This window comes from Paenibacillus sp. FSL H8-0104 (assembly GCF_038050215.1).
Taxonomy (GTDB): Bacteria; Bacillota; Bacilli; order Paenibacillales; family Paenibacillaceae; genus Paenibacillus; species Paenibacillus amylolyticus.
Genome location: NZ_JBBOTC010000002.1, coordinates 169,804 through 184,190 on the forward strand (window position 1 = coordinate 169,804; position 14,387 = coordinate 184,190).

11 protein-coding genes and 3 pseudogenes are annotated in these 14,387 nt (G+C 40.9%); 13 read left to right on the forward strand and 1 reads right to left on the reverse strand.

All coding sequences use genetic code 11. The features are described 5' to 3' along the window. From NST38_RS31265 to NST38_RS31720, 5 genes and pseudogenes are all read left to right on the forward strand, one after another. Positions 1-429, forward strand: coding sequence for a hypothetical protein (locus tag NST38_RS31265; RefSeq protein ID WP_341344421.1), 429 nt, complete (start codon positions 1-3; stop codon positions 427-429). After that, the gene (locus NST38_RS31270; protein ID WP_341344422.1) at positions 426-2,834 is read left to right on the forward strand and encodes a hypothetical protein; all 2,409 of its coding nucleotides are present in this window, start codon (positions 426-428) and stop codon (positions 2,832-2,834) included. Before NST38_RS31265 ends, NST38_RS31270 begins: the two co-directional genes overlap by 4 nt. 370 nt (positions 2,835-3,204) lie before the next feature. Then, positions 3,205-3,382, forward strand: a pseudogene (locus NST38_RS31275) (Replication termination protein); the annotation flags it as partial. A 247-nt stretch (positions 3,383-3,629) separates the two neighbouring features. Then, entirely contained in the window at positions 3,630-3,782 is a 153-nt protein-coding gene (locus tag NST38_RS31280; RefSeq protein WP_341344423.1) for a hypothetical protein, read from the forward strand. Positions 3,783-3,909: 127 nt separating this feature from the next. After that, positions 3,910-4,116: a type II toxin-antitoxin system death-on-curing family toxin gene (locus NST38_RS31720; protein WP_445933734.1), complete on the forward strand. Its 207-nt coding sequence runs from the start codon at positions 3,910-3,912 to the stop codon at positions 4,114-4,116. A gap of 235 nt (positions 4,117-4,351) precedes the next feature. Here the strand turns inward: NST38_RS31720 and NST38_RS31285 are convergent, their stop codons facing one another. Next, a complete protein-coding gene (locus NST38_RS31285) occupies positions 4,352-4,564 on the reverse strand; it encodes a helix-turn-helix domain-containing protein (protein WP_149847027.1) in 213 nt (70 codons plus the stop codon). Between the two features lie 359 nt (positions 4,565-4,923). On the opposite strand from NST38_RS31285, the gene NST38_RS31290 reads away from it, so the two are divergent. The 8 genes and pseudogenes from NST38_RS31290 to NST38_RS31325 all read left to right on the forward strand — a co-directional run bounded on the left by NST38_RS31290 (position 4,924) and on the right by NST38_RS31325 (position 14,136). Continuing rightward, positions 4,924-5,280, forward strand: coding sequence for a hypothetical protein (locus NST38_RS31290; protein ID WP_341344424.1), 357 nt, complete (start codon positions 4,924-4,926; stop codon positions 5,278-5,280). Between the two features lie 1,279 nt (positions 5,281-6,559). Then, positions 6,560-6,849: pseudogene (gene cas2 / locus NST38_RS31295) on the forward strand (CRISPR-associated endonuclease Cas2). Positions 6,850-7,132: 283 nt separating this feature from the next. Further along, positions 7,133-8,221 (forward strand): IS200/IS605 family element RNA-guided endonuclease TnpB, encoded by a 1,089-nt coding sequence (gene tnpB, locus NST38_RS31300; protein WP_341344425.1) that lies wholly within the window; start codon positions 7,133-7,135, stop codon positions 8,219-8,221. 1,159 nt (positions 8,222-9,380) lie between these two features. Then, positions 9,381-12,536 (forward strand): S-layer homology domain-containing protein, encoded by a 3,156-nt coding sequence (locus tag NST38_RS31305; RefSeq protein ID WP_341344426.1) that lies wholly within the window; start codon positions 9,381-9,383, stop codon positions 12,534-12,536. A gap of 334 nt (positions 12,537-12,870) precedes the next feature. Continuing rightward, entirely contained in the window at positions 12,871-13,179 is a 309-nt protein-coding gene (locus NST38_RS31310; protein ID WP_341344427.1) for an S-layer homology domain-containing protein, read from the forward strand. 21 nt (positions 13,180-13,200) lie between these two features. After that, positions 13,201-13,272: pseudogene (locus tag NST38_RS31315) on the forward strand (hypothetical protein); the annotation flags it as partial. Between the two features lie 6 nt (positions 13,273-13,278). Beyond that, the gene (locus tag NST38_RS31320; protein WP_341344479.1) at positions 13,279-13,755 is read left to right on the forward strand and encodes an S-layer homology domain-containing protein; all 477 of its coding nucleotides are present in this window, start codon (positions 13,279-13,281) and stop codon (positions 13,753-13,755) included. 3 nt (positions 13,756-13,758) lie between these two features. After that, entirely contained in the window at positions 13,759-14,136 is a 378-nt protein-coding gene (locus tag NST38_RS31325; protein ID WP_341344428.1) for a hypothetical protein, read from the forward strand. Positions 14,137-14,387 lie beyond the last annotated feature (251 nt).

The following is a 14,387-nucleotide window of genomic DNA, read 5'->3' on the forward strand; positions in this document are numbered from 1 at the left end:
ATGAGTACGGCTGAATTTGATATGAAGCTTTTTCCGGAAAAGCCCTTTTCCTTCATTGTGCATTTGTTCGATCAAGTACTTTTAGGCAGGACTGATGATGAGAGTGAGTATAGTAAACTGCTTCAAGCACTTGATAAAGATATGGTATTGGAAGGGCATTTCTTTGATGGGAAACAGGAGTTATTCGTGACACGCGAGGATGGGCAATTGGTAGCCTATGAGCCGATCATTGTTGAAGCAACTGAAGATGCCGAGAGTACGATTATCCAGCGTAGTTACGAGTTGGAGCGAGCTCCCTACAATATAGAGGGAGCGGGTAAAACCAGATATACCCAATTGACTGTTCTTGAAAGAATCTCCTATGAGGACGATCTGGCTTACGTGGAGCGGACTATGCTGTTTAGCTTGGAGAAAGGGGATGTGCAATGAGCGACAGATATGCAAACCATTCCAATCGTAATCGTTTCAGCCAGCAGTCATTCGGAGGAAAGTCGTACAATAACCAGAACAGTGGTCAGGGCCAGCAGAAACAGCAGCCTCAAAGTAACTACAACAAGGAACAGGGGAATAATTCCAAGTTAAAAGAGATTACGCTGCCTTACGATTTTATCTCCTTACCGAGTAAAAATGGTAAGCCAGAATACTACTATCCATATCATCGTCGGAATGAAGCCAAGAAACCACCCCGCCATGATCTGCACGAAGCGGGGCACCTGTCTGGCTACATCTCCTATCAGATCAAGCCGCACTCGCCACTTGTTCTCGACTTGCGCGAAACGTCTGAAGCTGACGGCCCTAAAGAATATTGGTTGAGTGGAAGTCAGATCCGAGGCAAGCTTCGCGCCAATGTGGAAGTGTTAAGCGCCAGCTACCCGGAATTTGTGGATGACAGCGAGATGTTGTATCGGAAAATTGCTGGTGGTAAGCGATACAAAGAGAAGATCGGAATTACAGATAAACAAGGACTAGAACAAGCGGTAAGGGCAGGGTACTTATATCGCGATGACAAGGGCAGTTTCTATATCATCCCTGCTGTGATGATTAGAGACCAACATTTTCTGTCAGTGCAGGAACTGGATATTATTAATATGAAGAGTAACGTTCTACCAAACTCACATCGATTATTTGACTGGGGGTACTCTTTTAACGGCGAGAATGTGCTTCAAGTTATGAATAAGTTTAACCGTAGAATCAAAGAACTGGACATTGAAATTCGTGAGTTGAGGAAACAATACAGTTTAAATGGTAAGGACCTTGTCTCCGAATATCTCGAAAAAGTGTTCAAAAGATTTGCTTTTACAGAAAACAATATTGGAAAGAAAATAAGCGGTTCAGAAAAAGGAATAGAGGATCTGCACGGCAATCTCTTTTTACAGCTTAAAGGTATACTAGAGGGGTATGATATTGGATTAGCTGAAAAGTATGCAGAAAGATGGAAACTGAAAGCACACATGTTTCATATCTATGAACTAAAAACACCTAAAGGTGTGTCTTCATTTAAAAAGAATTCGGCTCCTTATGAGAAGCAAGTTAAATACTTTCTTTCAGGAAAAAGTGTTACGTCCATTAAAGATGCTGCTTCTCCTGATCCAGGAGGTAGTGACGGAGTGCTCTTCAATTCCACAAATGTCGGATCAAAGCGTTCTCATTATCTTATAGGAGAAGAGCAGGAAAATGCGGTAAGAATTAATGTGCCAGATAGTATACTCATAAGCTATAAGCGTGCTTATAAGAACATTCGTATCGGGAAAAAAAATCACTACGATATATTTAATGAGGATGGAGATACTTCATATGAGAAACCTCTTGTAGTTTTTTATCAATTAGAACAACAGGACCCTAGTAAAACAAATGATCCAAAAGATAAACTGGTTGCTGTCGGCCGAACTCCTTACTTTAAAATACCGTATGACTACCAATTGAGTGAGTTGTTAGGAGAGAAAGACGCAGAAGGCATTGATTTTGCGAGTGCTATGTTTGGATACGTGTCTATGGATAGCCAACAGGTTCATGATGAAGCAGTATATGCCTACAAGTCGCGTCTACGCTTTAGTCCCATTCGTGTGTGTGGAGAAATTCGTGGGGAAGAACAGGAGTTTCTATTAGCAACACCACAGGCTTCTGCCGAAGCGATGTACTTGAAGTCTAACGGCAGGGAAATTCCAACCTATGAAAGATCATTCGGCAATAAGAACAAAGAACCGAACGGAGATGCACCAGATTCATTACGTGGAGTCAAATATTATCATGTGTTACCCAAGACAATTCCAACGTTTCCGGAAGGTTCAAAAGGAGCAAAAAGTAATAGTATACGCCGAGTCTATGATCCATCGCAATCGCCATTTCATTGTGAGGGGAAAATACATTTTAAAAACTTAACGGACGTTGAGTTAGGGCTGCTATTACTTGCTATGAATGTTAAACTTTTGCCTGATGCTGAAAAATATAATATTGAAGGGAAACCATACTACGAGCTTATTGGCGGAGCGAAGGCCTACGGTTATGGCAAAGTGCAGTTCGAACGGATGGAGATCATGCTGGAAGAGCAAGGGAATAGTTTCGAGTCATTAATCATTACACCGTTTAAGGCAAGTAAGGTTGACCCTTCTTTGTTTGTAAAGGCATATAGAGAAGTGATGAAGCATGACTCAAGGTTGGAGCAAGTGGATATCAAACGGTATGTTCAAAGTAGAATAGAAATAGAATTTAAATCTTCCGATAGATACCATGTGAACTGGAGTAACATGAATGAAGTAAGGAAAGATCTGAACAGGAAGCCGAGTGGAGGCGGGTATCCAACGGATTGGGTTTTGAAGTCTACAGAAGATAAATAACAGCTTGAAAAGTAAATATGAAGGTGCGAACCCTAAGCTCACATGATTTCCCTGGGGGATTCGCACCTCAAATGTTGTCGAAAACGTCGTATTTGTGACCTTTTGGCAACACTCGTGTTCGATGAAGGGTGTTTTTTAATACAAATGTAGATATGAATTTGTTATAATTACTGGTGATACGTGATATCTTTTGAAGTTTATGACTTTATAACGTATGTTTTCGCTGTCGCACTCTGTATGGAGCGCGTAGATTGAAGTATGATCTAAATAACCCACACAAAATATACCCCCACGTCGCACTCTGTATGGAGCGCGTAGATTGAAGTCGTGTCCCGACATGCAACAATAAACGCGCATTACCTGGAAGATCTATCGCACGAAAAAGTTGAAGGGTAACGATCAATCTGTAGATTTTCAAGAGATCGCTTTATATCATTTCACAGACGATGGGATGGAGAAGGCAAAGCTATATAAGAAATAGGTCAAATCGGATCTGGCTCGCTGCCTGGGTATGTATGCTTCATAAGGCCGTGGAGGACAACTATTAGTAGACTGGCCACAGATCATAGAGAAAACCTATAGTTGAAGCGTTATGGACTTTTTTATGGGTGCGGCGGTAAACATTAGTTTTGATGGTTCTCATCATAATAATTATGATGTTACTATTAATCTGATATTTGCTGTATAGCACAGGAATATTATGTTATAACCAGTTAAATATCTTCGAACAGAGTTATGGGATTACGAAACGGGGTATATACTATTAACCAAGAAGTTATTCTTGGAGGTGTATATATGGACCGGTCAAGAGAGGATGAAGAGAACATGAGTACACAACATCAAGAAGCACAAAAAACCAATGTGTTGAGCAATGCAGACGTAATGAAGATTGCAAAAAAAGGTTCCAGCAAATACAGAGAAACGTTAGATCGTCTGAGTAAAAATTAATGTATACACGATTAACGGTGGAACAAATCATAGCAATACATGATCAAGAATTAGCTACATCCAATGGATTACCAGGAATTAAAGAACCAGGGTATTAGAGTTCATTTCTGAAAAGCCGTTCACGGAAATTTTCGGACAAGAACAGTACTCTGGTTTATTTAATAAGGCAGCAATTCTAATGTCCGGACTTATCACATCACACTGTTTTTATGACGCTAATAAACGCACAGGAGTCTTGTGTACATACGTATTTTTAAATATCAATGGTTACGAACTAGATGCTTCAGACGAGGACTTGTTCAGTACAGCCATTAAAATAGCAACGAACGATTAGACTGTAGAAGCACTGGCCAAGTGGCTTCAAAGAAACTCATACAAAATTTAGAACTCCGTTAAGGAGTCTTTTTTTGTTAGCGTGCCCGGAGGCATGCATTATGACCGCTATCTGCAAGAGCGTTAAAAGCAGATGTTTTAGGCAAGATATTGATCTGGGTGGCGAGTGCAGGGAATCTTAATATTCTTATGAAAGAGTTTTTCATAGAATTGCAGAATAAAAGAGTCGTATAATTTTACTGTATGTATTCCAAAAGGTCACCGGGTGTAACATTAAGTCCTTTACATAGTGCACCAAGAGTTTCGTAATCAATACGCTTAGTTGCGTTGCCTTTCAGGGAAGTAATAGTATTTCGACTTACGCCAGTCAGCTCTACAACATCTTTATTTTGTAATCCACGTTCTTTCATGATGTCGCCAAGTCGACAACGTATAAGTAATTCATTCATGGTAGTGCCTCCAGTGAAAAAATATAATGCACAATATGTTGACATATAGTCAAAAAGATACTATGATGAGTGTAAACAATGCTAGTCAACATGTTGACATTTAAGGAAAAAATCTGATTATTAGGCCAATCGTAGCAAAAGGATCTGTCTTTAGCAACTACAAATTATCTATTTAAAGAGTAATTGACTGTGAAAAGCTAAAGCGTTCGCAATGTACCTCGAATTACAGGAATTAAGTACAAATAGGAGGAGAATGCAGTGATCCTACATATTGACGCTTTTTATTCGTGTAACAACGTGTTTATGATTTGTGAATCGGGGCTTAGTTCAGATTTTAGTTCTTATAAGGTAGGGAAACAATGAGACCATCAAAAAAGTTAAAACTTGCTTCGTTAATACTTGACTCTTTTGATGATGGTGAGAATTTTAGCTTATATCAAGGATACGTTATGAATGAAAGTTATTTCATCTTTCTTGACGAAGGTACGTTATGGTTGCGCCATGTGTACAAGGTCGATCGCGTAGGAAATATATACATCAATGGAGATGCTGGAGGGATAATTCTCGTCGAGAAAACTCAAGGAGATGCTAGGGTATTGATTGAATCCATTGTGGATCGATTGTCTGAAATGGATGCGTTGACCTTTCTTACGGATGTCCTGTTATGGACTCCAGAACGTGTTGATATGAATTTAAGACTTGATCGTTTCCAATAAGAGTGTGAATGTGGAGCTCATATAAAATTCTTGGGAGAATCAATCTCTAAAACGTTCCCTATTTTGTATCAATTTAGTGACGACTTCTAGAAGTTAATATTAAAATGAAGGTATTATCTGTAGTAAGAACTGTTCTATATGTATAGGGATATTAACGGACAAAAAATTCCTTACAGTAGTACTGTTCATTTGGTAACAAGCCCAGTCTTTCGTTCACTCGGCTGGTTACCGTCAACTGCAATTTGGGAAAAGCAGGGGAAGCGAATGATGTGGATGGAGCAGATATTTAGTCCTTACCTTGAGGAAGTACAGCCCTTTCTCCAACGCTGGGTGTGTACAAGAGAAGGGTATCAGGAAAAAATAGGGTAAAGAGAAACCTTACCTATAAAGTGTCATTAGAACCCATGCTGAACAAATTTTCTATGATGGATTTGCCGAATAATATTAGGGTTTACCGATGAAAGTTTACAACGATAAATACACAATTTACAAAACGAGGATCGAAAAGGTTTATTCTCAGTATTCAGCGTCACTACTAGACATTTCGATCAACATAACACAATGTCGAATCTTAACAAATTCTCTTTATGGCGTTTGTAACGTTAAGCTCGTAAGTAGCCCGACTACCATGACTATGCTTATGGCGTCTAAGCGACACAAAAGTGGGTGGATCACGGTCAGCAAGTGCGGAATTCGGTGTTTGAATGTATACTTGATGCTAAGTAGTTCAGGTGCTTAAGATATGAACTAGAAGAATTAATGGATAAAGAGACCGCTAGTTTTTGATTCTATACACTTAGGTGATAATTACAAAAGCAAAGTCCAACATGTAGGAACCAAAGATTCCTATGACATTGGTGATCTGTTCATGGTGTAGCAGGTGCGAACCCTAAGCTCACATGATTTGCACGGGGTATTCGCACCTCACAGTTTGTCGAATAGGCCCATTTTGAGACCTCTTGGCAATGAAATATTGTCAAAGTTGTTCGAGTAAAGGAATTTAATGAAGTTAAAATATCGAAAAGACGTTATTATCATTTGTGTATTAGAGATGATACGTCTGTTTTCGCTGTCGCACTCTGTATGGAGTGCGTGGATTGAAATTCCGTTTTACACAATATTTTGTGGTTTATCTGCAAGTCGCACTCTGTATGGAGTGCGTGAGTTGAAATTGAAGTTCTTTAGGGAGAGGTGGAGCACCGATAACGTCGCACTCTATATGAGTGCGTGCGGTGATCTGGATGAATATCCTCCGTTTCTGTGGAAGTAGGTGTAACGATTGCTTATTTTAATTAGGTATGATGTAAGCACAATAGATAGTGAAGGCCGAAGAAGGCTATCTAAAGTGGCGAAAAAGTGTGTGGATTACGGTCAGCGAGTGCAGAACTCGGTATTTGAATGTTACTGGACGCTACTCAATTTAGACGATTAAGATTTGAACTGGAAGAATTGATTGATAAGGATACAGATTGTCTTCGATTCTATAACTTAGGCGATAATTACAAAAGTAAAGTCCAACATGTGGGTGCCAAAGATTCCTATGATATGGGTGATCCGTTAATACTGTAGCAGGTGCGAATGCCAAGCTCACATGAATTTCATGGGGGATTCCCACCTCGAAAGTTATCGAAAAGGTCATTTTTGTGACCTTTTGGCAATGATTTAAGGGTTGGAAATTTGTGATAACCGTTTAAAGAAGTAGAAATATCGAAAATACGTTAATGGTTATTTATCTAAAAAAGCTGAGAATACTCCACCCTCGATAGAGTGGGGATGAATCAGCGGTTTTCGACTTCAATCAGAACATATGTGCTATAATATGGATAAGATCCCTATACAGGAGATGTCGTACATGCTGATTCATCAAGCCTATAAATACCGGATCTACCCCAAACCGGAACAACAGCAACTCATCAGGCGTATGTTTGGCTGCTGCCGCTTTGTGTTCAATTACTTCTTGGAAACTTGGACTCAAAGCTATGCGGAAACGGGAAAGGGTTTGTCCTATCACGCTTGTGCGACACAACTCCCCTTATTAAAAGCACAATACGACTGGCTGAAAGAAGTCGATAGCATCGCTTTACAGTCGACTGCTCGTCATGTAGCAGATAGCTATGAACGCTTTTTCAAAAAGCAAAATCAAGCGCCACGCTTCAAGAGCCGGAAGCATCCAATTCAAAGTTACACAACCAAATTCACTAACGGGAATATCGCCATTGAGGGTAGTCGCTTGAAGCTCCCTAAACTTGGCTGGATGCGTTTTGCAAACTCCCGGAAACTGGAAGGACGGATCTTGTCCGCTACCGTGCGTCAAAACGCCAGTGGAAAATTTTTTGTTTCGCTTGTTTGCGAAGTTGAAAAGAATCCTCTGCCGCAAGTGGATGCACATATTGGCATCGACCTAGGTTTGAAAGAATATGCTGTATGCTCGAATGGCGAACGGTATGCTAATCCTCGCTTTTACCGCCAACATGAGAAAACGCTGGCGTTTTGGCAGCGACGGATGGCTCGGCGTACTCCAGGCGGCTCCAACTGGAAGAAAGCAAAGCAACATGTCGCTCGTATTCATGAACGTATTGCGAATAAACGAAATGATTTCCTTCATCAATTGACGACGAAACTGATCCGTGAAAACCAAACGATTAGTATCGAACATCTGCGTGTCGCCAGTATGATTCAAAATCCCAAGCTTTCAAAATCCATCGCCGATGCATCTTGGAGTGAGTGGGTACGGCAACTGACATACAAAGCCTTCTGGTATGGACGAACCCTTCGGATCGCCGATCCGTTCGAGCCGACCAGTCAGAGGTGTCACGTATGTGGCATGATCCACCCTGAAGTAAAGAATCTTGCAGTTCGGCAATGGACGTGCATCGCTTGCGGTACGCTTCATGACCGTGATGAAAACGCCGCTCATAATATTGCACAAGCAGCGGTTTAACCGCTACCTAACCAAACGATAGAACTGCGGGAACGCAGGGATCGCTTGCTAAAAAAGAAGAGGAACCTTTTCTGTTCGCAAGAATCCACCACTTCAAGCGTTAGCTAAGTGGGGGAGCATTCAAGAATCGGATGAAGGTACGTCACTTCTCATCAAGGAAAAAGATAAACTTCTAATTGTGGATCGAAAAACGTTGAAGAACAAAGCTTCATACAATTTCAAAATGGATGTACAAGACGGACTAATATACTATGGAGGAAACGGAGTAGTATACGTTTTGAATTGGGAAGCAAGTAGTGTAAGTAAGTATACACTGCAACATTAGATCATACACGGCTTAGGCGATGAAGCTATTCAGCCAAAGTATCGATTGAGCCATAGAAGTTATTCAATATAATAGACCATGAAAAGCACTCAGCAGCTACCCTCTAGTATAAAAGGGTTAGCTGCTTTTTTTGCTGCAGGGTGGGCAATAGACATACGAGAAAACCCCGAGATACGTCATTTCGTTTAGGTCTTAATGAAAATGGAGTACTTTGCGAAATGATAATAATGATGAGAAAAAATGACTCCCGATCTAAATTAACACCTAAAATAAAACACTTATTTTTCGGTAAATGTTATACATTTTGTTATTGTTAATTTTAAAAATACATATTAAAGTGTTGTATGTACAGTGTTTTTTAATTATAATTTAAGAGATAATAAATTCATTTGGTAGTAGTAATTAGTTTGTAAAAAGTGAGGAGGATAGTCGTAACAAAGGAGAATTTGGAGTACTGCATAAAGAGTCTACATAGAATTAATAGCAAAGATTGAAAGCAAAGCGTTCGAGTCTAATGCTTGAAACGTGGTTCCAGTACATGAAGTGGAACATGTAGAAAAAGAGCAGTAATAAACTTCCTGAGCATGCCAGCTCTGATAAACAAGATCTAAGCAGGTTGTCGCGAAAGTGAATTATCATTTGAGTATTAAAGCGTTACAGCTAGGTTGAGCTGATGATCTGACATTAGAAGTGTAGAACAAAGTCCTTCGACTGGTTATTTAGGATGTTTTGATAGGCTTCATATAATAAAGACTACTACCATTTAAAAGCGGGATTGATAGAGTGGATCCCTTATTTTATGGTTTTTTTTGACGGAGAAGGAGAGAGAATCTGATGAAACGTTATACTAAAATGATGATACTAGCTACTGTTCTCATAATGATATTTCAGTCTGGTGGTATTTCTTTTACTCAGCTTGCATTTGCAGAAGAATCGACCTCAAATTTGGTTATTGAACATGGAACACCGGACTACATTTTAGTAGGTGAGGAGCGGCAGTTGAAGGCAGTACGTTCTCATGACGATGGCAGTGTTGAAGATGTGACTGCGTTAAGTAATTGGGTTTCCAGTGATGCCACCATTGGTACGATCAGTACTCCTGGTCTACTACTCGGGATAGCCCCAGGAGATGTTACAGTTACAGTAGATGTATACGGCGAAACCACTTCGACTTCAATAAGCATTGTCGACTATCTGAGGCTGGAAGCACAAGTTCCAAACAATATGTTAACGATCGGTGATTCTACGCAAATTACGGCACAGGCCGTCCTAACGAATGATTACTACATAGAAGATGCTATACCAAGAGCTACCTTTGATTCACAAGATCCAACGATTGCTGATGTTAGTTCAACTGGAGTGATTCATGCGATCAGTGAAGGAGAAACATTCATTAATGTACGTGTGGGTAAACTGGTAAAAACCATTTACACCGTCGTGTCAAAAGTAGAAGAAGAACCTATTCTCATAATGAAATCGGGAACCGTTTTACCTGATGACTTGGAAAATACGGATCGAGTCATCGCGAACATCGACAAACTTGGTTTGAATACGGTCGTCGTACCAGTACGTTTTGATGTTCTGGATCCTCATAGCCATGAATTAAGCATGCATCCAGGCGATGTAGAACATGCGAAGGCTCTCATCGATGTACTCAATGAGAGAGGCGTAAACGTCATTTTAGAAGCCTATCCGTGGATTGCGGGTGGTACTGTCACAGAAGTTGAATATGATCCGTCCGACATGAATGAATTTTTTTGGAACTATAAGACGGTAGTGTGGTTCACGTTATTACAGGAAATAGCGATACCTAAAGATGTTTATGCTGTGATCGCTGGGTCAAGTTACACCAAACTTGAATCCAACCTGTGGTACTGGCGCGGTGTATTCAATTACATAAAAGAGGAATATACAGGGAGGTTAACATATAAAACGTCTTGGTGGGTTACGGCAGATTGGGACTCCTCTACGATGAATGCTTACAACGAAAAAAAGAGTAATCTGATGTTTGGATACATTGATTTCATCACCATTGCTGCCTACTTCGAATTAAGTGATAAACCTGGCCCGAGCACAGCAGAGTTGATTACAGATTTGAATAGTTCAAGTATCCATGCAAGGCATCAAAAGATTCACGATGAAATCCGGTCTTTTGCAGATGTATGGGGAAGGGATATATTTTTTGGAGAGCTTGGAATTCCTAGTGTAAATTATGGGACATCAGCTCCTTGGAACCCAGTTGTTTCTGATGTTCCTAATGAAGAAATACAACGGAATGCGTTTGAAGCGTACCAAGATGTTTTTGGTGGAGACAGTTGGTTTAAAGGATATTCCATTTGGCAAATATCCAATGACTCAAACAACTATTATCCCGTTGGGAAAGAAGCGGAGCCCGTCATCCGTGACTTCCGTCCCGAACTTGCTAGTCCAATTCAATCCTTAACCAGCAGAGATCCTTCTCTTCAGCTCATCGCGGGAGAGATCCGGCAGCTACATATTCAAGGGCATTACTCCAACAACGGTAAAGCGGATCTGACCCGTATTGTGTCTTACAACTCCTCCAACCCTGATGTTGCATCGATTGCGTCAGATGGTACGGTGCTTTCTCATCGTGATGGATTATCTACAATAACTGTGAACTACTATGATGCATCAATTGATATCCAGGTCGAAGTTAAGCCAGATACCAGTCATAATAAGCAGCTACACTCTTTCCAGATCAATGAGGTTGAAGGAACGATCGATGAAGATTACCATACCGTTAGTGTCCGAATGCCCTATGGGACCGACCTCCAAGAATTGGTTGCTACCTTTACAATGGATGGAGTTTCCGCAGAGGTGGCGGGACACTTACAAGTAAGTGGGGAAACCAAGAATGACTTTAGTTCACCTGTCATTTACTCCATTCATGCAATGGATGGGTCGGTACAGTCGTATACAGTAACTGTCCTAGCCTTGACGGACGATGATATCTCTAAGCTGCAGATTACAGGATTGCCTCAAACGATGATCGTCGGTGAAACGAACAAACCGGTTGTGCAGGCCACTTTTCCGGATTCCTCAACAGCCGAAATCACAAGCAAATTAACGTGGGAGCTAACTAATCCGGCCATTGTTGAAGTAAGAGAGGGCCAATTAAAAGCATTGAGACCAGGTAAGGCTAAATTATCCGTCACGATCGGGGACATACATTCAGATGAGTATTCGATCACAGTACAAACTAAAGCATCTGAGCTGCCTACTCATACCGAGGGAAGCGGAGGATATACTTCTCCATCAACTGAAATAAGTAATCCGGGCAATGTAACCGAAGACGTTGGCGAAAGTGTAGAAGGGGACGTGCCCACGCAAGGTGTAGAGTCCATTTTTACGTTTGTTATTAATCGATCCAACTTGGTGAAAACCATTCAATCTGAACTAACAGAGGGCAAACCTTCAAAAGTAAATTACCGGGATCTGGCTGATCACTGGGGAGGGCCCTATATTCAACAGCTTCATTCCCTGCAAGGTATCATAGGGTATCCAGATGGAAGCTTTAGGCCAAACAATGCCATAACGAGAGCTGAATTTAGCATCATGTTAGACCGAGTCTTCTCGCCATCCGAGGGAAGCCCTCAGCCAGTACTGTTTAAAGACGTTGATACTCACTGGGCAAAAGAAGGTATTCTTCAGCTTGCAGAGCAAGGTGTACTTCGTGGATATGCGGATGGAACCTTCAAACCAGATCAATATCTGTCCAGAGCAGAAGTGGTTGAACTTGTGGGAAGAATTGTTGAGTTAAATCATTTCACGAATACTGCCAGCCCGTTTCGCGATATTAATCATACTTGGAACCAAGAGAAAATCGAATTAGCCTATACTGCTGGTCTAATTCAGGGACGGAAAGCCAATCAATTTGTTCCTGATGGGTTGGTTACAAGGGCAGAAGCGACTACACTCCTGATCCGAATGTTATCCCTCGATCCAGATCTGGGCCCTATGTTAAAATAGAATTATGGCCATTACATGTTAGATATGTAGTGGCCACATTTTTGTCCGGGGTAGGTTGGAAGAAAGAACGGATACTTTGATGAGGTTAAGCTTGTGTAGTAATTGATCTGACAGAGTAATGAGAGTGAATAGCGAGATAGGTTTAAGATAGTGCTTGCAGATATGAGGGAGTGTGTACAGTGGGTGACGGAAAATAAGATAATCATTAAGGTTTCTTTCGTTGCGAGCCTTCTATATTGATTGAGGACAAAAGGTTGAATCCAATTAAAGGTTATCTCCAAAAGAATTACATAACTTATCTCAGGAAAAACAGTCTGATGTTTATCTAAGGAGCGTGAAAAAATTGAAAAAAATAACTCAACTCTTATTAAGCGGTGTAATGGTAATAGGTATATACCCTTTCACAGAAAGTACAAGTCAGGCTGCAGTTACCTCTTTTAAAGATGTACCTACGAGTCATTGGGCGAAAGCCTCCATCAATGAGGCCGTGGCGAAAGGCTATTTCAAAGGATATAGTGATGGCACGTTTAAACCTGGAGCAACAGTGACGCGCGCAGAATTTGCAGTATTGCTTGCCCGAGTGGCCAAAGGAACGCCTGAAACGACGCAAGCGAGTGTGTTTAAGGATCTGAACGGTCACTGAGGTGAGGCAGAAGTAAATCGTGCAGTATCCCTTGGTTTCATCATGCCTTCGGATTACCCGAATGGATTTAAGCCAGGCACGACGTTGACGCGGGAAGAAATGGCGAAGTGGCTTAGTTCAGGACTTGCAGCGAAAGATGAAGATTATAAACAGGCGTTGAAGGATACAAAAAACACGTTGGTGCCTGTGGCAGAGTTCTATAAAGGCGGCTTGAAGAAGGCTGCATACCCTTATGTATCGGTGGTCTTGGGCACAGGATTGATGGCTGGATACCCAGACGGTACCTTTGGTCCAGGGAAATCAACGACACGTGCAGAAGCAGCTGTTATTTTATCACGTTATTCACAGGTTCAAGAGAGCAAAGCAGATACGTATAAAGATCTGAATGAAATGCGCGAAGTTGGTCTGACAGGAACGAATCTGACTTCTGCCACGCCTTTTGTTTACAGTAAATATGAGAACGCGAACTATTTAAATACTTTTGACTTAATAACGGAGAAACCCTTTTCTCTTCGTAATAATCTTGGAGAAATGATAGTCCATCGAATGATAATAGCCGATGCACCTACTTCGTAGACTGTGAGAAATATGTATGGAAAAATGTTTATCGATAAAGATTTTGACAGATTCATTGATGAAGATCGCTACATGGTTTTTATGGAAGTAACAGTTACCCCTAATGGCGATAATCTTAGCAATCTAGCATTAGCTAACTCAACTGGATATCGCTTAACCAGTGGTGCGGCTAGTAATTTTACAAGTGGAGCTGTAAACAAATATGGCATAATAAACTTACCAAGAGTAGATTATGTGAAATCTGGATTTTTCAAGAAGGGTGTTTCTAGGCGATATTGGATGGCTCAATCTATCAATCGATATCGTTCTGAGGACGTTACTTTAAACGGTTCATCAATAAGGGTCGGTAACTCCTTTACGTCATTTTATATACCAAATTGATTTAAGGATGTTTAAATCTGAGAAGATGCATGCAAGTAGTATCCTGCAATGATAACCGGTGAGATCTCAATCCGTATGGAGTGCGTGCGGTCCTCTGAATTGATGTAGGCATGAGGGACGAAGAGAGCTATCTAAGTGACACAAAAGTATGTAAATCACGCTCAGCGAGTGCATAAGTTGTTGTCAGATTGTATACTTGTTACTAAGTAGTTCAGGCGTTGAAGATTTAAAGTAGAAGAAATAATGGATAA